At 60.3% G+C, this 22,342-nt stretch carries 27 protein-coding genes and 3 pseudogenes; 2 read left to right on the top strand and 28 right to left on the bottom strand.

The features are described 5' to 3' along the window. Together Q4B98_RS10160 and Q4B98_RS10165 are read left to right on the top strand one after the other, a co-directional pair. Positions 1-788: pseudogene (locus Q4B98_RS10160) on the top strand (hypothetical protein); the annotation flags it as partial. Between the two features lie 46 nt (positions 789-834). After that, complete coding sequence (locus Q4B98_RS10165) at positions 835-1,527, top strand: hypothetical protein (RefSeq protein WP_303197209.1); 693 nt, start codon at positions 835-837, stop codon at positions 1,525-1,527. Positions 1,528-1,595: 68 nt separating this feature from the next. On the opposite strand, the pseudogene Q4B98_RS10170 reads toward Q4B98_RS10165, so the two are convergent. The 28 genes and pseudogenes from Q4B98_RS10170 to Q4B98_RS10305 all read right to left on the bottom strand — a co-directional run. Further along, positions 1,596-2,936 (bottom strand): annotated as a pseudogene (locus Q4B98_RS10170) (ABC transporter family substrate-binding protein); the annotation flags it as partial. A gap of 242 nt (positions 2,937-3,178) precedes the next feature. Then, positions 3,179-4,891 carry an ABC transporter family substrate-binding protein gene (locus Q4B98_RS10175; protein ID WP_303197268.1) on the bottom strand — a complete coding sequence of 571 codons (1,713 nt, stop codon included), beginning with the start codon at positions 4,889-4,891 and terminating at the stop codon, positions 3,179-3,181. 333 nt (positions 4,892-5,224) lie between these two features. Then, the gene (locus Q4B98_RS10180; RefSeq protein WP_303197211.1) at positions 5,225-7,357 is read right to left on the bottom strand and encodes an ABC transporter ATP-binding protein; all 2,133 of its coding nucleotides are present in this window, start codon (positions 7,355-7,357) and stop codon (positions 5,225-5,227) included. Continuing rightward, positions 7,354-8,361 carry an ABC transporter permease gene (locus Q4B98_RS10185; protein WP_303197212.1) on the bottom strand — a complete coding sequence of 336 codons (1,008 nt, stop codon included), beginning with the start codon at positions 8,359-8,361 and terminating at the stop codon, positions 7,354-7,356. Before Q4B98_RS10185 ends, Q4B98_RS10180 begins: the two co-directional genes overlap by 4 nt. A gap of 15 nt (positions 8,362-8,376) precedes the next feature. Next, complete coding sequence (locus Q4B98_RS10190) at positions 8,377-9,357, bottom strand: ABC transporter permease (protein ID WP_303197213.1); 981 nt, start codon at positions 9,355-9,357, stop codon at positions 8,377-8,379. A gap of 290 nt (positions 9,358-9,647) precedes the next feature. Then, positions 9,648-10,088 carry a 50S ribosomal protein L15 gene (rplO, locus tag Q4B98_RS10195; protein ID WP_303197214.1) on the bottom strand — a complete coding sequence of 147 codons (441 nt, stop codon included), beginning with the start codon at positions 10,086-10,088 and terminating at the stop codon, positions 9,648-9,650. A 1-nt stretch (position 10,089) separates the two neighbouring features. Further along, entirely contained in the window at positions 10,090-10,272 is a 183-nt protein-coding gene (rpmD, locus tag Q4B98_RS10200) for a 50S ribosomal protein L30 (protein ID WP_303197216.1), read from the bottom strand. After that, positions 10,272-10,919, bottom strand: a complete 648-nt coding sequence (gene rpsE / locus Q4B98_RS10205; RefSeq protein ID WP_303197217.1) for a 30S ribosomal protein S5 — start codon at positions 10,917-10,919, stop codon at positions 10,272-10,274. Before rpsE ends, rpmD begins: the two co-directional genes overlap by 1 nt. A 24-nt stretch (positions 10,920-10,943) precedes the next feature. Then, positions 10,944-11,327: a 50S ribosomal protein L18 gene (rplR, locus tag Q4B98_RS10210; protein WP_303197218.1), complete on the bottom strand. Its 384-nt coding sequence runs from the start codon at positions 11,325-11,327 to the stop codon at positions 10,944-10,946. Position 11,328: 1 nt separating this feature from the next. Continuing rightward, positions 11,329-11,871 carry a 50S ribosomal protein L6 gene (gene rplF / locus Q4B98_RS10215; protein WP_303197219.1) on the bottom strand — a complete coding sequence of 181 codons (543 nt, stop codon included), beginning with the start codon at positions 11,869-11,871 and terminating at the stop codon, positions 11,329-11,331. 28 nt (positions 11,872-11,899) lie between these two features. Then, on the bottom strand, positions 11,900-12,307 hold the full coding sequence (gene rpsH / locus Q4B98_RS10220) for a 30S ribosomal protein S8 (protein ID WP_303197220.1): 408 nt from the start codon (positions 12,305-12,307) through the stop codon (positions 11,900-11,902). Positions 12,308-12,470: 163 nt separating this feature from the next. Then, positions 12,471-12,656: a type Z 30S ribosomal protein S14 gene (locus Q4B98_RS10225; protein WP_303197221.1), complete on the bottom strand. Its 186-nt coding sequence runs from the start codon at positions 12,654-12,656 to the stop codon at positions 12,471-12,473. A 7-nt stretch (positions 12,657-12,663) separates the two neighbouring features. Further along, positions 12,664-13,293, bottom strand: coding sequence for a 50S ribosomal protein L5 (gene rplE / locus Q4B98_RS10230; RefSeq protein ID WP_303197222.1), 630 nt, complete (start codon positions 13,291-13,293; stop codon positions 12,664-12,666). Beyond that, positions 13,290-13,658, bottom strand: coding sequence for a 50S ribosomal protein L24 (rplX, locus tag Q4B98_RS10235; RefSeq protein WP_303197223.1), 369 nt, complete (start codon positions 13,656-13,658; stop codon positions 13,290-13,292). Before rplX ends, rplE begins: the two co-directional genes overlap by 4 nt. Next, positions 13,659-14,027, bottom strand: a complete 369-nt coding sequence (rplN, locus tag Q4B98_RS10240; protein WP_303197224.1) for a 50S ribosomal protein L14 — start codon at positions 14,025-14,027, stop codon at positions 13,659-13,661. 506 nt (positions 14,028-14,533) lie between these two features. After that, positions 14,534-14,806 carry a 30S ribosomal protein S17 gene (rpsQ, locus tag Q4B98_RS10245; protein WP_303197225.1) on the bottom strand — a complete coding sequence of 91 codons (273 nt, stop codon included), beginning with the start codon at positions 14,804-14,806 and terminating at the stop codon, positions 14,534-14,536. Between the two features lie 2 nt (positions 14,807-14,808). Then, on the bottom strand, positions 14,809-15,057 hold the full coding sequence (rpmC, locus tag Q4B98_RS10250; RefSeq protein ID WP_303197226.1) for a 50S ribosomal protein L29: 249 nt from the start codon (positions 15,055-15,057) through the stop codon (positions 14,809-14,811). Then, positions 15,057-15,476, bottom strand: a complete 420-nt coding sequence (rplP, locus tag Q4B98_RS10255) for a 50S ribosomal protein L16 (RefSeq protein ID WP_303197227.1) — start codon at positions 15,474-15,476, stop codon at positions 15,057-15,059. Before rplP ends, rpmC begins: the two co-directional genes overlap by 1 nt. Before the next feature lies 1 nt (position 15,477). Then, positions 15,478-16,287 (bottom strand): 30S ribosomal protein S3, encoded by an 810-nt coding sequence (rpsC, locus tag Q4B98_RS10260; RefSeq protein ID WP_303197228.1) that lies wholly within the window; start codon positions 16,285-16,287, stop codon positions 15,478-15,480. Between the two features lies 1 nt (position 16,288). After that, positions 16,289-16,753 (bottom strand): 50S ribosomal protein L22, encoded by a 465-nt coding sequence (gene rplV, locus Q4B98_RS10265; RefSeq protein WP_303197229.1) that lies wholly within the window; start codon positions 16,751-16,753, stop codon positions 16,289-16,291. Positions 16,754-16,770: 17 nt separating this feature from the next. Then, positions 16,771-17,052: a 30S ribosomal protein S19 gene (rpsS, locus tag Q4B98_RS10270; protein ID WP_002516048.1), complete on the bottom strand. Its 282-nt coding sequence runs from the start codon at positions 17,050-17,052 to the stop codon at positions 16,771-16,773. A gap of 15 nt (positions 17,053-17,067) precedes the next feature. Continuing rightward, complete coding sequence (rplB, locus tag Q4B98_RS10275) at positions 17,068-17,904, bottom strand: 50S ribosomal protein L2 (protein ID WP_303197230.1); 837 nt, start codon at positions 17,902-17,904, stop codon at positions 17,068-17,070. Between the two features lie 26 nt (positions 17,905-17,930). Further along, positions 17,931-18,239, bottom strand: a complete 309-nt coding sequence (gene rplW / locus Q4B98_RS10280; protein ID WP_303197231.1) for a 50S ribosomal protein L23 — start codon at positions 18,237-18,239, stop codon at positions 17,931-17,933. Next, the gene (gene rplD, locus Q4B98_RS10285; protein WP_303197232.1) at positions 18,236-19,141 is read right to left on the bottom strand and encodes a 50S ribosomal protein L4; all 906 of its coding nucleotides are present in this window, start codon (positions 19,139-19,141) and stop codon (positions 18,236-18,238) included. The genes rplW and rplD overlap by 4 nt, the downstream gene beginning before the upstream one ends. Beyond that, positions 19,138-19,809: a 50S ribosomal protein L3 gene (gene rplC / locus Q4B98_RS10290; RefSeq protein ID WP_303197233.1), complete on the bottom strand. Its 672-nt coding sequence runs from the start codon at positions 19,807-19,809 to the stop codon at positions 19,138-19,140. The genes rplD and rplC overlap by 4 nt, the downstream gene beginning before the upstream one ends. Positions 19,810-19,820: 11 nt before the next feature. After that, positions 19,821-20,132 (bottom strand): 30S ribosomal protein S10, encoded by a 312-nt coding sequence (gene rpsJ, locus Q4B98_RS10295; protein ID WP_002514870.1) that lies wholly within the window; start codon positions 20,130-20,132, stop codon positions 19,821-19,823. Positions 20,133-20,664: 532 nt separating this feature from the next. Then, a complete protein-coding gene (locus tag Q4B98_RS10300) occupies positions 20,665-21,933 on the bottom strand; it encodes a hypothetical protein (RefSeq protein WP_303197269.1) in 1,269 nt (422 codons plus the stop codon). Positions 21,934-22,026: 93 nt separating this feature from the next. Further along, positions 22,027-22,337 (bottom strand): annotated as a pseudogene (locus Q4B98_RS10305) (hypothetical protein); the annotation flags it as partial. Positions 22,338-22,342 lie beyond the last annotated feature (5 nt).

Here is a 22,342-nt window from a genome sequence, read left to right on the forward strand (position 1 = left end):
GGTCCGGCAAAACCCCCACAGGAACACCCTCCTGCAAAACCACCCCAACAACCCCGGCCGCTACTCCGACGGTGACTCCAACAGCCACTCCTACCGAGACTCCGACCGTCACCCCGAGCCAGCCGACCACCACTCCAACGGTTGTTCCGACTGACAAGCCCGGCGACATGAACGCTGCCAAGAAATGCCTGGCAGACAGCCACGTCTGGGTCTACGTCGAACAGAATGACGGCTCCTCGAAGGGCGGCTGTGCCTCGAAATTCGACAACGGTCTGGTAGCCCTCGAGTCCGCTGGATTCGTCGCCAAGACGGACGGCGGCATGGTCACCATGATCGACGGTTACCCGACGAAGGTCGACACCGCCGAGGCCTACTGGTCCTACTGGCATGCCACACCCACGGGTGACAAGCCCGCTGCGTGGACCTCCTACTCGACTGGTGCCAACTCCTCTCATCCGAAGGCAGGTTCTATCGAGGGTTGGTACTTCAAGTCCATCAACGATGACTGGGAGGCCGCCCCGAACTGGACATACGATCCTTCGCCTGCCCCGAGTGTGACCCCGACCCAGCCGTCGAAGCCCTCGGTCTCCCCGACCGTAACTCCGACCGGATCGGCCACTGCGACGGCGACCGCCACCCGCACGGCGTCGACTGCCCCGTCCGCAACTGCCACAGCTACGGCTACGGCCACCTCGTCAGCAACGGTCAACCCGGGTGTACCGGCTCCAATCGGACCGGCAAACCATCCTTCTGCCCGTCCATTGACCCTGCCTCGTACCGGAGTCTGAAACAGCCGACAGGACGAAATACTCTTCACTGCGGCATGATCGTGGTGTGAGTATTCCCGATATCAAGAACCGGCGAGCACTTCCGACCTTGGTCGGAGTGCTCGCCGCTCTATTGTGTGCAGCCCTGACCACCTTCTTCCCGATCGCCGCGCTGGCTGCGTCGCCGAGCGCTGACACCAGTCAGGCGGCTGACACCGGCCAGGCGAAGGCCATTGACGAATGTCTCAGTGCCAAGAAGGTTTGGGTCTTCGTCATCACTGAGGACGAAGACGTGCTGGCCAACCAGTGCGTTGACTCGCCATCGACTGGAGCCGACGCCCTCGCCAAGGCCGGAATCACCACCAGCAAAAACAAAACTGGCCTCATCTGCACGATGAACGATCACCCTGCAACCTGCCCCAAGACCTTTACCGGCCAGTACTGGGGCTACTACCACGCGAGCGGCGCCGGTGCTGCGTGGGATTACTCGAAGAAGGGTGCCGACCAGTACAAGCCAGCCGCAGGGTCGATCGAGGGCTGGTGCTACAACAAGCCGAAAACCAAGTCCTGCACTCCCCCGAAGTTAGCTGCTGGGAGCGCGGAGGGTGCCTCTTTTCAGCTGACCGGTACCAGCGGTGCCCAGAACGCCGACACAGACAGTAACTCTAACTCCGGGCCTATTGCGACGATCGTCGTCATTGCCGTCGTAGTCGTCGCCATCATCGTCGCATTCGTCGTCCGTCGCCGTCGTCAATCCTGACGCGCACCCACACGACTGCGGGGCCAAGGGAATAACCCCTCGGCCCCGCTTTTTCGGAAACCCCGTCCTCACTTCTGGTAACCGATGTCCTCCGCGTGCACAGTCTGGAAAGTCGCGGCACCGAAGTTCGCAAGGTTCTTGGGAACCGCAGTGAAAGTAATGCGACGGTACAGCGGAAGGGTCATGACGTTATCCCAAATAAGCTTGTCGGCCTGATTGGCCAGCTCACGACGCTTCGACACATCCGACTCGGTGTCAATCTTGGGAATGAGCTTTTCAATCTCAGGATCAACCAACTGGGAGAAATTGGACTGGGACGGCTTGTCGCCGCCGACAGAGCCGTACACCTGGCCGACGTTCGCCATCGGGTACGGAGTACCCTGCCATGCAAAGGCGATGACGTCAAAGGAATGACTGTTCAAAGTCTGAGTGAAAGAGTCACTCGGGGTATTAACAAGATTGACCTTGACGCCAATCTTCGACATATCCTGCTTAAACAGCGCACCCTCATTTTCCGAGGTCGGCACACCGGTCATCTGGGCGTAGTTGATTGTCAGAGTTTTGCCGTCCTTGACGCGGTATTCACCCTGAATTTTCCAGCCGGCTTCGTCCAGCTCCTTCTTGGCAGCCTCGACGTCATACCTGTAATCTTTGGAATTGTCCTTGTACCCAGCCTGGCCAGGCATGAAGAAGTGATTACCAAGCATGAGAGTGTCCGCATTGACTGGCATACCGGCGAGGTCAGATTTGGCAATAGCCGGGCGGTTAATACCCTTGACAATGGCTTGTCGCACCTTCTTGTCAGACAACATGGTTGACTTGGTATTGAAGGTGAAGTGGCGCCACTGCAGCGAACCGGCCTGGCGCATGTCGACATCGGGGCGCTTCTTGGCCGTCTGGTAACCGTCCTTGGTGATGATGTTCGAGGCCGCGTCAATCTCCTTGTTGGCAAAGGCCTTGGTCTGGGTCTCGTTGCTCATCGCCTTGAAGGTCACGGTGTCGAGCTTCGACTTCTCTCCCCACCACTTGTCATTGCGCTTGACAGTCAACGTTTTCGCAGCTTGGTCGGCCTGCGTCGGAATGAACGGTCCGGCGAACCAGTCCGGGTTCAAGCTCTTCCATCCCTCGTTGAAGGAACTGGCGTCCTTCGCCCCTTCCTTCGGCAGAACCGTGCTCACAATGGACGTCCAGTCCGGATAGCTGCTCTTGAAGGTCATGACGACGTCAGTATCCTTCTCACCCTTCTCCACCGACGTGACCTGATTGAAACCATCAGTGCTGGCAGGCAGGAAGCCAGAACCAGAACCACTGCACGCCTTCCAGGTGGCCTGGTAGTCGGTGTAGTCGATGACCCGACCAGAATTCCACTTCGCCTTCGGGTTGAGATGCAAGGTCACAACCTGAGTGCCATGGCCGACACAGCCAGCAGCGCCACCGGGGTCACGATCACCTTGCGCAAGATGTCCTCCAGTGAAGTACATGGCAGGACCCTCCTGCCATCATCCGACTTCTTCATCGGAAACCAGACATAACACCTTATGAAACCACCACAAGGACCGCCAAACCACCCCCTAATACGAGATTCTTCTTCACCACATGACAAGGACCCGACAACCATCGTTGTCGGGTCCTTGAGCGAGGGAGATCAAGATCACTTGGTGTAACCGACGTCCTCAGCACGGATGGTCTGGAAGGTCGTAGAACCGAAGTTCGCAAGGTTCTTCGGGGTTGCCGTAAAGCCGATCCGGCGGTACAGCGGAAGGGTCATGACGTCGTCCCAAATGAGCTTGTCGGCCTGGTTGGTCAGCTCACGGCGCTTGTTAACATCCATCTCGGTGTCGATCTGCGGAATGAGCTTCTCTACCTCAGGATCAATGACCTGGGAGAAATTGGACTGCGACGGCTGCTTGGAGCCCTCAGCAGCAGCACCGTAGATCTGACGGACGTTCGCCATCGGGTACGCGGTGCCCTGCCAGGTGAACGAAATGACGTCGAAGGAATGATTCGACAGCACCTTGTTCATGTCGGCAGACGGGGTGTTGACCAGGTTGACCTTGACACCGATCTTGGCCATGTCCTGCTTGAACAGCGCGCCCTCGTTCTCAGACGTGGGAACACCGGTGAGCTGAGAATAGTTGACCTCCAGGGTCTTACCGTCCTTGACGCGGTAGTCACCCTGCTTCTTCCAACCGGCATCCTCGAGCTGCTTCTCGGCGGCCGCAACGTCGTACTTGTAATCCTCGGAGTTGTCCTTGTAGCCAGGCTGGCCGGGCATGAAGAAGTGGTTGCCAAGCATCACCGAGTCTGCATCAACCGGCAGTCCGGCAAGGTCAGACTTAGCGATGGCGGGACGGTTAATGCCCTTGACGATGGCCTGACGGACGTTCTTGTCAGACAGGTTTGCTGACTTGCCATTGAAAGTGAAGTGACGCCACTGCAGCGAACCAGCCTCACGCATATCGACATCAGTACGCTTCTTGGCCGTCTGGTAGGCATCCTTGGTGACGATGCCGTCGGCGATGTCGATCTCCTTGTTGGCGAAAGCCTTCGTCTTCGCGTCTTCCTCCATCTCCTTGAAGGTGACGGTATCGAGCTTCGCCTTGTCGCCCCACCACTTGTCATTACGCTTGATGGTCAAGGTCTTCGTGGCGTCGTCAACCTTGGTCGGAATGAACGGGCCAGCGAACCAGTCAGGGTTCGGCTTCTTCCAGCCGTCGTTGAACACCTTCGGGTCAGAAGATCCTTCCTTCGGAATGACGATGCTAAAGGTAGAGGTCCAGTCCGGGTAGGTGTTCTTGAAAGTGATGACAACATCGGTGTCCTTCTCACCCTTCTCCACCGAGGTGACCTGATTGAAGCCATCAGTGGTAGCGGGAAGGAACTTGTCATTCGTACCGTTGCAGGCCTTCCACATGGCCTGGTAATCGGTGTAGTCGATGGTCCGACCAGAATTCCACTTCGCCTTCGGGTTGAGGTGCAGGGTCACAACCTGCTTGCCATCCTTGGTATCGACATCGGTCGAGGAGATGTAATTCGGATTCGGCTTAGCGGTGCCGTCCTCGGCAATATCAATGTTATTGACCCCAATGAAGGGCCAGATGGTGCTGGCGAGATCAACCGTGTTGTTATCGACCTCCATCGGGTTCCAGCCGGTCGGCATAGTACCAATCGCAAAACGGAGGGTGCCGCCGTCCTTAATTTGGTCACGGGACTTGGTGTTCAGATCAGCCAACGGGGCGCTCTTCGACGCGATCTTGTCACCGTTATTCTGGTTGCCACCGGACTGGTTCTTTTGTCCGCAGCCAGTCAGGGCAAGCGAGCCAACGGCCAAAGCAACCACTGCGGTCGTCAAGGTCTTGCGCAAGGTAAACCTCCGGAAAAGTTGAGGATCCTGGATGGATCGGGATGTCATGAGTTTGGCACCTTGGTGGAGAACCAACCAGCACAGCACACCTCACAACGAGGTTTCGTTATGAAATCTTGATCTTTCCTTGACCCAATCGTGATTTTGTCAGCTCGCATCTGGCCGCCTCACAGATACAGCTCTTGACAGCTTTCACGCGCCCCCCAGAATGGCATATATCACCTCAGGGTGAACAGTGGGCTATGAACCCGTGGGGTGGTGCCGTCATCGCAACGACACCACCCCACGTCAAGGATTACATGTCAGGGAACATGTCAGGGAATCTGTACAGCCTCAGAACACCCGAATCTCCTCGGGGAAATGGCAGGCCGTGCTCCGATCAATATCCGGGTCCGGATAGACCAGCTCGGGACGCTCCCCCATGCACTTTGCCTGGGACGCCTCGTCGAGCTGCTTGAACTTCGGGCAGCGGGTATGGAACGGACATCCCGACGGCGGAGCAGCCGGTGAGGGCAGGTCACCCTCCAGCAAAATGCGGTGACGGTTGTGCTCCTTGGCTGGATCAGGCACTGGAATAGCCGACAATAACCCCTGGGTATAGGGGTGCGTGGGATGGTCGAAAACCTCCGAGACCTCACCCAGCTCGACGATACGTCCCAAGTACATGACGGCCACACGGTTGGCAATGTGCCGAACCACCGACAGATCATGAGCGACGAATAGGTAGGACAGCTCCAGTTTCTCGCGCAGATCCTCCAGCAAGTTCAGCACGCCAGCCTGAATCGAGACGTCCAGGGCCGACACCGGCTCGTCGAGCACCAACAGTTTCGGGTTGAGCGCGAGGGCGCGAGCGATACCAACACGCTGTTTCTGACCACCGGAGAAGTTTCGCGGGTAACGGTTAGCGTGAGCGGGTTCTAGACCAACTAGGGCCATCAGCTCGTCGACTCGCTCCGGAATCTTCTTCTTGGGATAGCCGTTGTACTTCAGCGGCTCAGCGATAATGTCTGCGATCGGCAGTCGGGGGTCAAGGGAGGCCATCGGGTCCTGGAAGACCACCTGAAGGTCCTGACGAGTCGCCTTGCGGTCCTTGGCATTCATATGAGCCGCATTGCGGCCCAGCACGACGACGGTGCCCGCCTCAGGCTTGGCCAACTCGAGAATTGACATGATCGTCGTCGTCTTGCCGCAGCCCGACTCACCCACCAGGCCAAGGGTTTCGCCCTTCTTAATCCGGAAAGACACACCGTCGACGGCATGAACGGTGCCAACTCTCCTCTTGAAGACCGCCCCCTTCATGAGCGGGTAGGTCTTGACGAGATCGTTGACCTCCAGAACGTCCTCAAGCGCCTCACGGTCAGAGGCGCTCAGGGCTACCTTGAACCGACTCTTGCGCTCACCGAGCTGCGGGTAGACCTCCGCGTAGGTGCGGTCGATCAACTCGTCATGGCGAATGCAGGCTGCCTCGTGATGGTCAAGGTCAGTCGGCGTCAGATTGGGTTCGACCTCGCGGCAGGCGTCAATGGCCATCGGGCAACGCGGGGCAAACGGGCACCCCGGCGGAAGATCCAGCAAGGACGGCGGATTGCCCTCAACGGGGGTCAACGGCTCGTCTTTGTCAAGGTCAGGGCGAGGCAGGGACCCCAACAAGCCGATGGTGTACGGATGACGGGAGCGATAGAACAGCTCATCGACGCTAGCCCGCTCCACAATGCGCCCGGCGTACATGACGGCCACCCGATCGGCCAAGCCAGCCACGACACCAAGATCGTGGGTAATCATGACGACGCCGGCGTGAGTCTCTCGCTGGGCGACGCGGAGCAGGTCGAGGATCTGTGCCTGAATCGTCACGTCCAGGGCCGTCGTCGGCTCGTCAGCGATGATGAGGTCTGGATCGTTGGCAATCGCCATCGCGATCACGACGCGCTGGCGCATACCGCCGGAAAACTCATGAGGAAAGGCCTTCGCACGCACCTCAGGATTCGGAATGCCAACCATGTCAAGCAGTTCGAGGGCACGGGCCCACGCTTCCTTGTCGGACATATCCGAGTGGACCTGGAGGGCCTCGACGATCTGGTCACCAATCGTGTACACCGGGGTCAGGGCACTCAACGGGTCCTGGAAGATCATGGCGACCTTCTTGCCGCGCACGTTGGACATCCACTTGTCGTCACGTCCCAGCAGCTCGGTTCCGTGGAGTTTGATCGACCCTTCGACGCGAGCGCCCTCGTCGAGCAAGCCCATCACCGACATTGAGGTGACAGACTTACCCGAACCGGACTCACCCACCAAACCGACGACCTCGCCGGCATCGACGGTCAGATTAACCCCACGCACAGCGTGAACGACGCCGTCCTCAGAGGGGAAACGGACATTGAGGTCTTTGATCTGCAGGACCGGCACGCCCTCCTGACGCTCGGGAAGGGCGTTGGACAGGTTGGCCGCAGTGGCAGTTTTCTTGGTCATGCCTTACCACCAGACTTGGAGGAGGGATCGACGGCATCACGCAGGCCGTCACCAATGAAGTTGACGCTCAGCAACAGGATCACCAACAGACCGGCTGGGAACAGGAACAGCCACGGCGAGGTCGTGACCGCCGCCATACCGTCGCCCAGCAGAGTGCCCAGGGAGGTTTCAGGCTTCTGCACGCCAAACCCGAAGAAGGACAGCACCGTCTCGCTCATGATCGCCGAGACGACACCGAGGGTCAGGTCGATGATGAGGTAGCTGGCGATATTCGGAATGACGTGCTTGACGATGATGATGAACGGGGGCACCGACATGAACCGAGCAGCGGTCACGTAATCGAGGTTGACCACCGAGAGAGTCATGGCGCGGACCACGCGGGCCGACAACATCCAGCTGAAAGCCGACAACAACAGAATCAGCATGGCAGTCGAGGTGCTCTTGCCGGAGGTGTGCTGGCTCAAGATAGCGATGATGAGGAAAGACGGAATCACCAACAGCAGGTCGATGAACCACAGGATGACTTTCTCTGCCACCTTGCCGAAATAGGCCGCAGCTGAACCGATCAGAGCCGCCAGGGTCTCGATGATGATGGCGACGGCGAATCCGATGATGAGGGACTTTCGCAGACCCTCAATCGTCATGGCGAACAGGTCAAATCCACCTTGGCTGGTACCGAACCAGTGATACTGGTCTGGCGGTGAGAGGAAGGCGTTATCGTCAACCACCCAGTAGTCCCAGTTGGCGATGTACGGGCCGACGAGGGCCAGCAGGATGACGAGGGCGAGTCCGACGACGCCGATCTTGGAGCCAACCGGACGCCAAAAGCGGCGCATAATCAGGCGACTGCGTGACATGTGTTTGGTGTCGCGCTCGTTGCCTCCCGGCTTGTGCTTTTCGTTGCGCTCAGCAGCACTGAGAGCGTCGGGGCCTTCGATGGGGGCGCCGGGGCCAACCTTCGGGGTGTTGAGTTCCACGCTGGAGTTGTTCGTAGGTTCAGACATGACGGCTCCTCCTCATCAAGCCCGGACACGCGGATCAATGATCGCGATGAGGATGTCGGACAGCAAGGCACCGGTCAGCGTACAGACACCGGAGAAGGCGACGACCGCTACCGAACCGTTGATGTCGTTCTGCTGAATCGACGTTACCGAGTACGAACCGACGCCGTTCCAGGCGTATACCTGCTCGGATATGGTCGCGCCCACGAAGATATTGGCCACGCCGAAGGCGAAATACGTAGCCATCGGGATGATGGCATTGCGCAGAGCGTGGTGACGAATAGCGCGTCCCTTGCGCAGGCCCTTGGCTCGAGCGGTACGCACGTAGTCGGCCCCCAGGGTGTCGAGCATCAAATTACGCTGGTACCGCGAGTAGCTCGCCAAGCTCAATGCTGATAGGGAGATCGTCGGTAAAAGAAGGTGCTGCATACGGCTCAGCAGCTCTGCCCCGAAGTAGTTGCCGTGAGATCCGACCTCCCCGATGAACTGGAAGAACTGGGTTCCAGTTGCCTGGTTGAAACGAGTGGCACCCAGCTGCAGCAAAACCGCCAACACCATCGTCGGCGTCGAGATGAGCAGCAGACACAGGAAGGACACGATCCGGTCGGCAACCGAGTACTGACGCACGGCCGACCATGCACCGACGGCGACACCGCCGACCATGCCAATGATCGTTCCGCAAATCACCAGACGCACCGACACACCAATGCGAGTGCCGATCAAGGTGTTGATCGCGTCGCCGTGCGGCGTCCAGCCCCAGTTCCAATGCAGGAAGACCATCTTCAGCCATCGTTCGTACCGAACCCAGATACTGGTATCGGGGTTGATGTTGTAGTTGGTCAGTGCCTGGTTGATTGCCGTCCAGTTGAGGTTCGGATTCGTCTGGTCAAACGCATTGCGCGGGTCCAGGGCATACGAGGCGAGCAGGTATGCGAAAGACACCGCAATGAACAACAGCACGACATAATTAATGAGGCGACGCACCACGTATTTGAGCACGATCGTCCTTTCTCACATTTTGCAGTACCTGCTCGAAGGGCAGGTGGGCGTCCGGCGAGTGTGACCGGATAACCCTGACGACAGGTCGCGTCGCTGCCCGCGACTTGATCCCAGGCACGTCGGAACGCTTCCCACCTGGCGAGTGATCTTACACATACCCCAATTATGTTGAGGTCAAAAGCGCACCACATAGTGTCGTTACGCGTCGGTTTTCCATGAGGATGACACGAGGGACGGGAAAACCTTCCCGTCCCTCGCATTCAGTCACGTCGACGACGCCACGTGAAAGTTCAGCGCTTGGTAACGCTGCCGCCGGCCTTCTCGATCTTCTCCTGGGCCGACTTGGACCAGGCATCCACAACGAGATCAACCTTGACGGTCAGCTCGCCAGTTCCAAGAACTTTGACGAGCTCGTTATCACGGACGGCACCAGCTGCGACGAGATCGTCAACAGTGACCTTGCCGCCCTTGGGAAACAGAGCCTCGACCTTGTCCAGGTTGACGACCTGGTACTCGGTGCGGAACGGGTTGTGGAACCCGCCCAGCTTCGGGGCCTGCATATGAATCGGCATCTGGCCGCCGGCGAAGTACTCGGGCACGTTCTTACGCGCGCCGGTGCCCTTCGTACCACGGCCAGCGGTCTTACCCTTGGAGCCCTCACCGCGACCAACGCGGGTCTTCGCCTTGTGGGCACCAGGAGCCGGCTTGAGGTCATGGAGCTCAATAGCCATGTCAGTCCACCTCTTCCAGAGTGACAAGGTGACGAACGGTCTGGACCATGCCACGGAACTCCGGGCGGTCTTCCTTGATAACCGTGTCACCGATGCGCTTCAGCCCGAGGCTGCGCAGGGTCTGGCGATGATTCGGCTTCGTGCCGATGCCGGACTTGATCTGGGTGATCTTCAACTTGCTCATCACTTAGCCCCTGCCTTCTCCTCCATGCGAGCAGCAGCGGCGGCCTCGTCGGCCTCCTTGCGGGCACGCAGCATGGCTGCCGGGGCGACATCCTCGACGGACTTGCCACGGCGTCGGGCCACCTCTTCGGGCTCCTCGAGCTGCTTCAGCGCGGCAACAGTGGCATGAACCACGTTGATCGCGTTGGAGGAACCGAGGGACTTCGCAAGCACATCCTGCACACCGGCGCACTCCAGAACAGCGCGTGCCGACCCACCGGCGATAACACCGGTACCTGGGGACGCCGGGCGCAACAGCACGACGCCGGCAGCCTCCTCGCCGATCGCTGGATGGGTGATGGTACGGCCTACCAGCGGCACCTTGAAGAAGTGCTTCTTGGCCTCCTCGACACCCTTGGCAATAGCCGCAGGCACCTCCTTGGCCTTGCCGTATCCGACGCCCACAGTGCCATCGCCGTCGCCCACGACGACGAGCGCCGTGAAGCTGAAGCGACGGCCACCCTGGACCACCTTGGCGACGCGGTTGATCGCCACGACGCGCTCGAGATATTCGTTCTGATTGCGGTTGCGATCGTTCTGGCCACGACGGTTGTCACGGCCACGACGCTCACCACCTGCACCGCCACCGCGGCGCTGGGTTCCACTCATCGTTGCTCACTTGCCTTTCGTGGGTCAGAAGTCGAGACCGGCCTCGCGGGCCGCATCGGCCAGCGCGGCGATCCGCCCGTGGTACTGATTCCCGGCCTTGTCGAAGACGACCTTGTCGATACCAGCAGCCTTGGCGCGCTCACCGATGATGGTGCCGACGCGGGCAGCCTTGGCGGTCTTGTCTCCGGACATCTCGCGCAGCTCGGCCTCCATGCTGGAAGCCGACACGAGAGTATGACCGGCAACATCGTCGATGACCTGGACGAAGACGTGCTTCGAAGAACGGGTCACGACCATGCGGGGACGCTCGACGGTCCCGAAGATCTTTTTGCGACCACGGGCCTGGCGACGAGCACGTGCCTTGGCGCGGTCGGACAGGCTCTTGCGAACAGTCAGGGTGCTTGCCATGTCACTTACCTGCCTTTCCAACCTTGCGACGGACGTTCTCGCCCTCGTAACGCACGCCCTTGCCCTTGTATGGCTCCGGCTTGCGAATCTTGCGGATATTGGCCGCGGTCTCGCCCACGACCTGCTTGTCGATGCCCTGGACCGAGAACTTGGTGGGGCTCTCGACGACGAAGGTGATTCCCTCCGGGGCGTCGACGATCACCGGGTGCGAGAAACCGAGGTTGAACTCGAGCTGCTTAGGGCCTTTGGCCAGCACGCGGTAACCGACGCCCTGGATCTCCAGCTTCTTCTCGTAGCCCTCGGTCACACCGATGACCATATTGTGGATGAGGGTACGGGTCAGGCCGTGCAACGAGCGGTTTTCACGCTCGTCATCCGGACGCTCGACGACGATCTCTCCCCCATCATTCTTGCTCACGGTGATGGGCTCGCGAACCGTGAAGTTCAGGGTGCCCTTGGGACCCTTCACCTCCACGTCCTGCCCATCAAGCTTCACCTCGACACCGGACGGGACGGCGATGGGAAGCCTGCCAATGCGCGACATTGATTACTCCTATCTGTCTCGTCGACGGTCACCACACGTAGGCGAGGACTTCCCCGCCCACGGACTTCTCGTGGGCCTGCCTATCAGTAAGCAGCCCCTGAGAGGTGGAGATGATGGCGATACCCAGGCCGCCGAGCACCTTGGGCAGGGCGGTCGACTTGGCGTAAACGCGAAGTCCGGGCTTGCTGATACGACGAACGCCAGCGATAGAACGCTCACGGTTTTCGCCGTACTTGAGGGTGAGAGTCAACGTCTTGCCGACCTCGCCCTCCTTGGGTTCGTTGACCTGGTAGTCGGCGATGTAGCCCTCAGACTTGAGGATCTCGGCGATTCCGGCCTTGATCTTCGAGTGAGGCATCGACGTCTGGTCGTGGTACGCCTGGTTGGCGTTACGCAGACGAGTCAACATGTCTGCGATTGGGTCAGTCATAGTCATGGCTGGTTTAGCCTCTTTCTCACAACGGTTTCCCTCTCACCGCCCGACGGATTGTTCCGGGGATCGGTTACCGGGACCTTCTGTGTTGTTCAGGTATGTGTAGAACGGGTTACCAACCCGTCGGGGCCTAGTACGGCCCGTGGATCTGCAGAACGCGCGCTGGTCACCAGGAAGACTTGGTGACACCCGGAAGCTGACCGGCATGGGCCAACTCGCGCAAGCAGATTCGGCACAGGCCGAACTTGCGGTAGACCGAGTGCGGACGACCGCAGCGCTGGCAACGGGTGTAAGCGCGAACACCGAACTTGGGCTTACGAGCCGCCTTGACCTTCAAAGCTGTCTTGGCCATCAGATCCTCACTTCTTCTTCCTGGCGTAGTAGGCCGGGCCTCGCTTGGCCTTAGCCTTCTTCGGGTCATCCTTCGCCTTGAACGGGAATCCCAGGTGCTTGAGCAGGACCTTGCCCTCCTCATCCGTCTGCGCAGTGGTCACGAACGTGATGTCCATGCCACGAACGCGGTCGATCTTGTCCTGGTCAATCTCGAGGAACATGACCTGCTCGGACAGGCCAAAGGTGTAGTTACCCCTGCCGTCGAACTGGTTGGAGTTGAGGCCACGGAAGTCGCGGATACGAGGCAAAGCCAGGGTCAACAGACGGTCAGCAAATTCCCACATACGGTCACCACGAAGGGTGACGTGGCAGCCGATGGGCTGTCCCTCACGCAGCTTGAACTGAGCGATGGACTTACGCGCCCTGGTGACCTGCGGCTTCTGACCGGTGATGGCAGTGATGTCGCGAACGGCACCGTCCATGACCTTGGAGTCGTGAGCGGCGTCGCCAACGCCCATGTTCACCACAATCTTTTCGAGACCGGGGATGAGCATGGGGTTCTTGTAACCAAACTGTTCCTGCATAGCAGGACGAATCTGCTCTCGGTACTGCTTCTTCAGACGAGGCATCTCGTGCGCGAAGGTTTCGGTGCTCACTTGGCCTCCTCCTTCTTGAGGTAACGAACGCTGCGCTGAGCTGCGTACTCGGACCCGTCGGGACGACGCTTCATGACGTCCTCGCGACGGTACCCGGCGCGAGTCACAACGTCCTTACCATCGATCTTGGTCACGAGCTGAACGTTCGACACATGAATCGGGGCCTCGGACTGGATGATTCCGCCCTTGGTCGTGCCACCTTGTGCGTTGGGCATATCCCGACGATGGCGCTTACGAATGTTCACACCCTCGACGATGACGCGCTCACGAGCCGGGTCCACCGAGAGAACCTCACCGATGGTGCCCTTGTCGTTTCCGGCGATGACCTTCACGCGGTCACCCTTCTTGATCTTGAGGGACTTCATTCAGATCACCTCCGGGGCAAGCGAGATGATGCGCATGAACTTCTTCTCGCGCAGCTCACGGGCGATGGGGCCAAAGATACGGGTGCCACGAGGCTCCCCGTCGCTCTTGAGAAGCACAGCGGCGTTCTCGTCGAACTTGATGTAGGACCCGTCGGGACGGCGGTGCGACTTCACGGTTCGAACGACGACAGCCTTGACGACCTCGCCTTTCTTGACGTTTCCGCCGGGGATGGCGTCCTTGACAGTGCACACGATGGTGTCACCGAGGTAGGCGTAGCGACGCTTGGATCCGCCGAGAACACGGATGCAAAGCAGCTCCTTCGCACCAGTATTGTCGGCGACCTTGAGTCGCGTCTCCTGCTGGATCATGTTTTCTCCTTTGTCCCACTGGTTCCCTCTCGGGCCTGGTCGGACTGTTGAACACGAACCCCCTGGATTTTGCCAGAGGGCAACCCGCACCTCAGGGGGTACGCGGTTGTCGTCCGCGAGAGGTCCCGCCACCCTCGGGCGGCGCACGGTGACCCCCGTCTACGTAGAGAAATCCCGTAGAGTCAGGGTTCCGCGCTGTGCTTAAAGGTGGGCACAGTCGCAAGACAACTTGAGTATTTTAACTCTCATCACCAGCGATTGCGAATTCCAGGCGCTCTGGTGCGACGGCGCTGTTCTGAATGTGGCTCATAGGATGGCCCACTGCGCTGATTGGGCTAGCCGCCAGATCTTGTCATACCGTTCGTGAACTCTAGCCGTTGCCCCATGCCGCAACATTTCCCATCGTCCCCCAGAAGCCAACGCCTCGCTGCCCCATATAGAACAAGGCGACCCACCTTCTCAGATGGGTCGCCTTGCAAAAACGTGGCGATCAGTTCACCAGCGAATCACTTGGCCTTCTCGACGATCTCGACCAGACGCCAGCGCTTGGTGGCAGACAGCGGGCGGGTCTCCATGATCCGCACGCGGTCGCCCATGCCGGCCTCGTTCTTCTCGTCGTGTGCCTTGAAACGCACGGACTTCTTCATGACCTTGCCGTACAGCGGGTGCTTCACACGGTCCTCAACCAGGACGGTGATCGTCTTGTCCATCTTGTCGGACACGACCAGTCCCTCACGGACCTTGCGGCGGGTCGTCCGCTCAGCGGTGTTCTCGCTCATGCTCAGGCCTCCTTATCGTTCTCGGGATTGGTGGCGTCGGGATCATCGATGATGTTGAGGTTGCGTTCCTGGAGCACGGTGTACACCCGAGCGATATCCTTTCGGACCTCGCGCAGGCGAGCCGTGTTCTCAAGCTGGCCGGTAGCCGACTGAAAACGCAGCCCGAACAGCTCTTCCTTCAGTTCGCGAACCTTGTTGCGCAACTCCTCACCGGAAAGCTGGCGCAGCTCAGCAGCAGAAAGCTTAGGCATCAGTTGTCACCGCCTTCACGGGAGATGAAACGAGCCTTCATCGGCAGCTTATGGATGGCCAGACGCATGGCCTCGCGGGCCACATCATCGGTCACACCGGCCAGCTCGAAAAGAACTCGTCCGGGCTTAATGTTGGCGATCCACCACTCAGGCGTACCCTTACCGGAACCCATACGGGACTCGGCAGGGTGCTTGGTCATCGGACGGTCGGGGTAGACGTTAATCCACACCTTTCCGCCACGCTTGATGTAGCGGGTCATGGCAATACGGGCAGCCTCGATCTGACGGTTGGTCAGGTACCCACCCTCAATGGCCTGGATGCCATAGTCACCAAAGGCCAGCTGGGTGCCACCCTTGGCAGCGCCCCTCCGCTTCGGATGGTGCTGCTTGCGGTACTTCACTCGACGAGGAATCAACATGTCAGGCTCCTGCGTTCTCGGTCTGCGGGGCCGCGGACTCAGCGGACTGCTTCTTGGCGGCCTCAGCGCGACGACGGCCACCCCGACGGTCAGGACGATCACCCCGGCCACGACGGTTGCCGCGTCCGCCACGACCACCCTGGGCGGCCTGGCGAGCAGCCTTCTGGGCAGCACGCTCGGCACGAGTACCGGTGACGTCGCCCTTGTAAATCCACACCTTGACACCGATCCGACCGAAGGTGGTGCGGGCCTCGAAGAAGCCATAGTCGATGTCAGCGCGAAGGGTGTGCAGCGGCACCCGGCCCTCTCGGTAACCCTCGGAACGGCTCATTTCGGCACCACCCAGACGACCGGAGCACTTGATACGGATACCAAGCGCGCCAGCATTCATGGCGGACTGCTGAGCCTTACGCATAGCGCGGCGGAAAGCGACGCGAGCAGCGAGCTGCTCCGCGATTCCCTGTGCAACCAGCTGCGCATCGGTCTCGGGGTTCTTGACCTCGAGAATGTTCAGCTGAATCTGCTTGCCGGTGAGCTTCTCGAGCTCACCGCGCACGCGCTCGGCCTCAGCGCCGTTACGCCCGATGACAATGCCCGGGCGGGCGGCGTAAAGGAAAATGGTCACGCGCTCGGAGCGACGCTCGATCTCGATGGACGAAATACCCGCGCGCTCCAGATTCTTGCTGAGCCATTCACGGATCTTGACGTCCTCACCCACGAGCTCGGCGTACTGCTTCTCGGCGTACCAGCGAGTCTTGTGATCGGTCGTCACACCAAGACGGAAACCATGGGGGTTAATTTTCTGGCCCATGTCAGGCTCCCTTCTCGGTCTCGGACTTGGCGGCAGCTGCCGGGCGACCCTTCTTCTTGGCCTTCTTGGAGGCCGGACGGGCGTCCTTGGGCTCGACAACCACGGTGATATGGGCGGAGCGCTTCAGGATTCGATCGGCGGATCCCTTGGCGCGGGGACGAATGCGGCGCATGGTCATGCCCTCGTCGACGAAAGCCTGCGAAACGTACAGCTCGTCGGCGCGCAAACCCTCGGTCTGCTCGGCATTGGCCATGGCCGAGGCGATGACCTTGCGAACCGGCTCGGCTGCGGCTTGCGGCTGGAACTTCAGCATGGTCACCGCTTCAACAGCGTCCATTCCGCGAACCAGGTTGACAACGCGACGGCACTTGCTGGCGCTCATTCGGATGTGACGCGCGATGGCGTACGAGCCGGGCCGATCGCCGAGCAGGGCGGCGCGACGGCTGGGCCTCTCAGTGTTGCTCATAAATCAGATCCCTCTCGTCAGCGCCTGCGCGCCTTCTTGTCGTCCTTCACGTGACCCTTGAAGGTCCTGGTCGGGGCGAACTCTCCGAGCTTGTGCCCAACCATCGACTCGGTCACGAAAACCGGGACGTGTTTGCGACCGTCGTGCACGCCGATGGTGTGCCCGATCATGTCGGGGGTAACCATGGAGCGACGCGACCAGGTCTTGATGACGTTGTGCGTGCCCGCCTCGTTCTGGGCAGTGACCTTCTTGGCCAGGTGCTCGTCGACGAAGGGGCCCTTTTTCAGACTGCGTGGCATGTCTCAGACTCCCAATCAGCGCTTCTTGCCGGACTTGCGGCGACGCACGATGAGACGGCTGCTCGCCTTGTTCTTGTTACGGGTGCGACCCTCGGGCTTGCCCCAAGGGCTCACCGGGTGACGACCACCAGAGGTACGACCCTCGCCACCACCGTGCGGGTGGTCGATCGGGTTCATGACCACACCACGGACGGTCGGACGAATGCCCCTCCACCGGTTACGACCGGCCTTACCCCAGTTGATGTTGATCTGCTCGGCATTGCCGACCTCACCAATGGTGGCGCGGCAGCGGATGTCGACCATGCGCATCTCACCGGAGGGAAGGCGCAGGGTGGCGTACTTGCCCTCGCGGGCGACCAGCTGCACCGCAGAGCCGGCGGACCGGCCCATCTTGGCACCTCCACCCGGACGCAGCTCCACAGCATGAATCGTGGTACCGACCGGAATGTTGCGCAGCGGCAGGTTGTTACCCGGCTTGATGTCGGCCTCGGGGCCGGAAACCACAACAGTTCCCTGGCTTATGCCATTGGGAGCAATGATGTAGCGCTTCTCACCGTCGGCGTAGTGAAGCAGAGCGATACGGGCAGTACGGTTCGGGTCGTACTCGATGTGAGCAACCTTGGCCGGTACGCCGTCCTTGTCGTAACGCTTGAAATCGATAATGCGGTAGGCCTGCTTATGTCCACCGCCAATATGACGGGTGGTAATGCGGCCAGAGTTGTTGCGTCCACCGGTCTTGGGCTTGGCAACGAGCAGGGACTTCTCAGGGGTCGAGCGAGTGAGCTCGACGAAGTCCGACACGCTCGAGCCGCGACGGCCCGGAGTGGTGGGCTTGTGCTTGCGGATACCCATTGGTACTTCGTTCCTTCTCTCGCGGCTCAGGCGACCGGGCCGGTAAAGATGTCGATACGATCACCCTCAGCAACGGTCACGATGGCGCGCTTGGTGTCGGGGCGTTTTCCCACACCGAAGCGGGTGCGGCGCGTCTTACCCTTGCGATTCATCGTGTTTACCGAGGTGACCTTCACACCGAAGATCTGCTCGATCGCGATCTTGATCTCAGTCTTGTTGGCAGTCGGCTTGACCAAGAACGTGTAGGTGTTCTGGTCGAGCAGACCGTAGCTCTTCTCGGAGACGACCGGGGCGAGGATGATGTCCCGGGGATCTCGGATCTTCAGCTCGCTCACTTGGCGTCCTCCTTGTCGGAGTCAGACTTGACGGCATTGACGAAGCCAGCGGCCTCAGCAGCCTCAGCAGTGCGGAACCACACCTCAGCAATGGTTCGTCCATACCAAGGCGACGTCGGGGCGTGGAACTTCTTGGTGTTCTCGTTTCCCTTGATGTCGAACCCAGCCGGCGGATTGTCACCGCGGAAGGAGTCCTCACCGTAGGGATGCTGGTCAGCGACATCAGCCTCGGGAACCTCCGGCTCAGCAGCCACAGCCTGAGCGCTGGCGCTGCGGGCAGCAACGAAAGCATCAAAGCCAGCCTGACTGAACACGATGGTGCGGGCATTCACGACATCGTACGTGTTGAGTTGGTCAGCGGCCAGAACGTGGACCTCGCTGAGGTTGCGCGCCGACAGCCAGGCGATCTCCTCACTGCGGTCCAGGACGACGAGCACCTTGCGGAGCTCAGCGAGACCAGAGAGGACAGCCTTGGCCTGCTTAGTAGATGGCTTCTCGCCATCAACCAAGGAGGTCACCACAAAGATGCGGTTGTCACGAGCCATGTCCGACAGGGCACCACGCAGAGCGGCAGCCACCATCTTCTTGGGGGTGCGCTGAGCGTAGGAACGCGGCTGGGGGCCGTGAACCGTGCCACCGCCGACCCACTGCGGTGCGCGGGTCGAACCCTGACGGGCACGGCCAGTACCCTTCTGACGCCACGGCTTCTTGCCGCCGCCAGAAACCTGGCCGCGAGTCTTCGTAGCGTGGGTGCCCTGACGAGCAGCCGCCAGCTGGGCGACGACGACCTGATGGATCAGCGGAATATTGGTGTTCACGTCGAAGACGTCGCCAGGGAGCTCAGCCGATCCGGCCTTCTTGCCCTTCACGTCAAGGACGTCGATGGTCTTGGTCTCGTTCATGCGGCATCCCCATTCTTGGCGGCCTTCTTAACGGCGCTGCGGACGACGAGCAGGGAACCCTTCGGGCCAGGAACCGCGCCACGGACCAGCATGATCCCGCGTTCGGCGTCGACGGAGTGAACCTGCAGGTTCTGAACAGTGACACGCTCAGCACCCATACGGCCTGCCATGCGAAGGCCCTTGATGACCTTGCCTGGCGTCGAGCAGCCACCGATGGAACCGGGTGAGCGGTGCTTACGGTGCACACCGTGGGTGGCGCGCAGGCCGCCAAAGCCGTGACGCTTCATGACGCCAGCGGTGCCCTTGCCCTTGCTGGTGCCGGTAACGTCGACGAAATCAGCGGCGGAGAACACATCAGCGGTGATCTCCTGACCCAGGGTGTACTCGGAGGCGTCGGCGGTACGCAGCTCGACGAGGTGACGTCGAGGGGTCACGCCGGCCTTCTCGAAGTGGCCAGCCTCCGGCTTGGTGACGTTCTTTGCCTTGACGGCCCCGAAGCCAAGCTGGACGGCGGAGTAACCATCAGTCTCGGGAGTGCGCACCTGAGTGACGACACACGGCCCGGCCTGGATAACGGTCACGGGAACGAGTTTGTTCTGCTCGTCCCACAGCTGGGTCATGCCGAGCTTGGTGCCCAGCACGCCCTTGACGGTGCGTTCATTGGTCATGGTGCTCAACCTCACGGAAGCTTGATCTCGATGTCGACGCCAGCCGGCAAATCGAGACGCATAAGCGAATCGACCGTCTTCGGGGTCGGCTCGAGAATGTCGATGAGCCGCTTGTGGGTGCGCATCTCAAAGTGCTCGCGGCTGTCCTTGTACTTGTGGGGCGAACGGATCACACAGAAAACGTTCTTCTCAGTCGGCAACGGCACCGGGCCGGCGACCTTGGCACCCGTGCGGGTCACCGTGTCGACGATCTTGCGCGCCGACGAGTCGATGACCTCGTGGTCGTAGGCCCGCAGCCTGATGCGGATCTTTTGTCCCGCCACAGTTGTTCCTTCTAGCTCGTCTCTGCCGCGTCCAAGATTCCCTGACGTGGGAGTCCGGTACGCCCAGAGGGTTCCGGCGTGAGGAGAGAACTCCTCATTGGTCCCAACCTGACGATTTCCACAGATGTGAAAACCGAAAGGTCACATCGCTCCTCTCCGACCCACGCGCTCGGGCGTGTCGCGCATTGCAGACCGCAGAACACCCACCGCTCACCAGCCGTTGAGGACCCCGTGAACACTGTGGATTTATCTGCCAGCCTCCGACGCTGACCCGCTGTTGTGGACCCGGCAACGGACTCACCTTGGTGGTGATACCTATGCCGTCGAGCTTCAGTGGCCGGACTCGATCTCACGGATCATGAGCGTGACACACTGCAGCCCCGTTCGGAGCAACTTGAATAGTTTGTCATTGATGAGCCAGCAAGGCAAATCGAGGAGGCGGGCTTTCCCGGCCCATCGGGAATGGAGAGCTGCTCGATGAGGGCCAGCTCGACGTCGACCCCCGCCGCCGTCTCTGCTCTCTCCGCCGACCTCACCGACGCACCACGGTGACGCCCTTCGGGAGGTCGAGGTATTGGTGCAGCCGGGCTGTGGCAGATTCGCGAGCACCCGCATAATCAGGCAACCAGTCGGGAGCCGGCAACACCTTCGGGATGATGACCGTAGTGCGCTCTCCGCGGCGTGCCGAATCTACTTGGGCGTTGACAGTTCGCCAGACGCCGCCGTTGACCGTCGCTCCTTGGAGGATGTCCCAGACTCCTTGCAGTCCGGTAGCCAGACAAGACGCCGTGACGACGATGGCCAGGACCGTAGTCGCTCGCAAACCAGCCCCGTGGGCACCGGCTGTCCCAGCCTCGGGCTGCGCGCCGGGTTCCGACACCGCATCACTACTCGTCGTATCATCCATCGCCAGTCCAACAGCGCCCCAAGCCCACACCAGTGCGCTTGTGCTGAAAACTGCCAGACTCATGAATGAGGTTCGGCCCCCCGGGGAACCCATAAACACCGGAAGTGCGTAATATCCAAGCGCTGCGCCCGTCGCGACACCCACCATGCCGCATCCAGGGATCCGAGCGATCAGGACGGTGAGCACCAGAAGAGTCACCGCCACAACCCCAAAGCACGCCCCGGCGAGCAATCCGGTAGCAGATAGATACAGATCGATGTCCCCGGACATTTTGCGCCGTGTGAGCACCACGACGATGCGCATACTGGTCGCAGCCAGTCCGATAAACGCCATACAAAACAGCGTTAGCAGAATGCCGATGGTGCGGCGGTGGTAGCCACGTTTCATCACCACGACGCTCATAGCGCCGACCGACACCATGATCGCAAAGAACAACGCCGGGTAACCCGCGAACCAATGGCTGACGGAGTGGATGACGAACGACACCCGTTTAGGAAGCTCCCCGACAGACTTTGGATACGGGTATGGCCCACCCAGCCGCAGGCTTCGGGCCCACAAGCCGGGCATACCCATCCTCGCGATATTTCCGACCGCCGTCACTACCAGAGCCGCAGCCCATCGGACGGTCCATTTTCCAGCCGGAGTGATAAGCGCCATAGCGACGACTGCCCCGACGGCTCCCGGCCCATTCAGTTCATGATGAACGCTCGCCACGAAGGACAGGAGCACCGCGGCCCACAACACCCAGCCATGCTTGACGTTCGGTCCACGCTGGGACCACAACAGGAGGATGGCCGCGACGCCGAGAGCGAGCCCCCACATGTAGCCGATGTTCGCGGCAATAAACATGATCGTGTCGCCGCCCATATGGGGATCGATCCCTATCAAGGCCATAGGGACGAGGAATGCCCCCGCTCCAGCCAGGAGATCCAGACCAGGAGAGATTGTTCCTCGCAGATCCCGGACAACAGAGCGCAGCATGAGCCACAGCGCTAGCGACAACGACAGGGATGAAAGCACGAGTGGTACACGGACCCATCCACCCATGGACATGATGAGCTGCACCACCATGTCTGAGAAGCGGCCATTTCTGTCCACTAGGTCATAGACGGCCAGATGCGCAAAACCAGACCAATCGATCCGGCCACCGAGGGTGCCAGATCGAGTGGCGAAATGAAATATAAGTCGTCAATATCCCAGACTGGCGTCCGCCACACCAAGGCCCAGTAGCAAGCGACAAGAACCCAGAACCCCACTACCGGGCGTCGCAGCACCCGGGCCTTAATGTTTGCCAACACTCATT

The sequence above is a fragment of the Cutibacterium sp. genome (genome assembly GCF_030525615.1).
GTDB lineage: Bacteria > Actinomycetota > Actinomycetes > Propionibacteriales > Propionibacteriaceae > Cutibacterium.

Coding starts and splice junctions, on each gene's coding strand:
- Q4B98_RS10225 (WP_303197221.1), bottom strand. CDS start 12,656: ATGGCCAAGACAGCTTTGAAGGTCAAGGCGGCTCGTAAGCCCAAGTTC.
- rpsS (WP_002516048.1), bottom strand. CDS start 17,052: ATGCCACGCAGTCTGAAAAAGGGCCCCTTCGTCGACGAGCACCTGGCC.
- rplO (WP_303197214.1), bottom strand. CDS start 10,088: ATGGCTATTGAGCTCCATGACCTCAAGCCGGCTCCTGGTGCCCACAAG.
- rplP (WP_303197227.1), bottom strand. CDS start 15,476: ATGTTGATTCCTCGTCGAGTGAAGTACCGCAAGCAGCACCATCCGAAG.
- rpsQ (WP_303197225.1), bottom strand. CDS start 14,806: ATGAGCGAGAACACCGCTGAGCGGACGACCCGCCGCAAGGTCCGTGAG.
- rplF (WP_303197219.1), bottom strand. CDS start 11,871: ATGTCGCGCATTGGCAGGCTTCCCATCGCCGTCCCGTCCGGTGTCGAG.
- rpsC (WP_303197228.1), bottom strand. CDS start 16,287: ATGGGCCAGAAAATTAACCCCCATGGTTTCCGTCTTGGTGTGACGACC.
- rpsH (WP_303197220.1), bottom strand. CDS start 12,307: ATGACTATGACTGACCCAATCGCAGACATGTTGACTCGTCTGCGTAAC.
- rplX (WP_303197223.1), bottom strand. CDS start 13,658: ATGAAGTCCCTCAAGATCAAGAAGGGTGACCGCGTGAAGGTCATCGCC.
- rplN (WP_303197224.1), bottom strand. CDS start 14,027: ATGATCCAGCAGGAGACGCGACTCAAGGTCGCCGACAATACTGGTGCG.
- Q4B98_RS10300 (WP_303197269.1), bottom strand. CDS start 21,933: ATGGCCTTGATAGGGATCGATCCCCATATGGGCGGCGACACGATCATG.
- rplB (WP_303197230.1), bottom strand. CDS start 17,904: ATGGGTATCCGCAAGCACAAGCCCACCACTCCGGGCCGTCGCGGCTCG.
- rplD (WP_303197232.1), bottom strand. CDS start 19,141: ATGAACGAGACCAAGACCATCGACGTCCTTGACGTGAAGGGCAAGAAG.
- rplV (WP_303197229.1), bottom strand. CDS start 16,753: ATGAGCAACACTGAGAGGCCCAGCCGTCGCGCCGCCCTGCTCGGCGAT.
- rplR (WP_303197218.1), bottom strand. CDS start 11,327: ATGGCAAGCACCCTGACTGTTCGCAAGAGCCTGTCCGACCGCGCCAAG.
- Q4B98_RS10185 (WP_303197212.1), bottom strand. CDS start 8,361: ATGTCTGAACCTACGAACAACTCCAGCGTGGAACTCAACACCCCGAAG.
- rpmD (WP_303197216.1), bottom strand. CDS start 10,272: ATGAGCAAGTTGAAGATCACCCAGATCAAGTCCGGCATCGGCACGAAG.
- rpmC (WP_303197226.1), bottom strand. CDS start 15,057: ATGCCTAAGCTTTCTGCTGCTGAGCTGCGCCAGCTTTCCGGTGAGGAG.
- Q4B98_RS10180 (WP_303197211.1), bottom strand. CDS start 7,357: ATGACCAAGAAAACTGCCACTGCGGCCAACCTGTCCAACGCCCTTCCC.
- rplC (WP_303197233.1), bottom strand. CDS start 19,809: ATGACCAATGAACGCACCGTCAAGGGCGTGCTGGGCACCAAGCTCGGC.
- rpsE (WP_303197217.1), bottom strand. CDS start 10,919: ATGAGTGGAACCCAGCGCCGCGGTGGCGGTGCAGGTGGTGAGCGTCGT.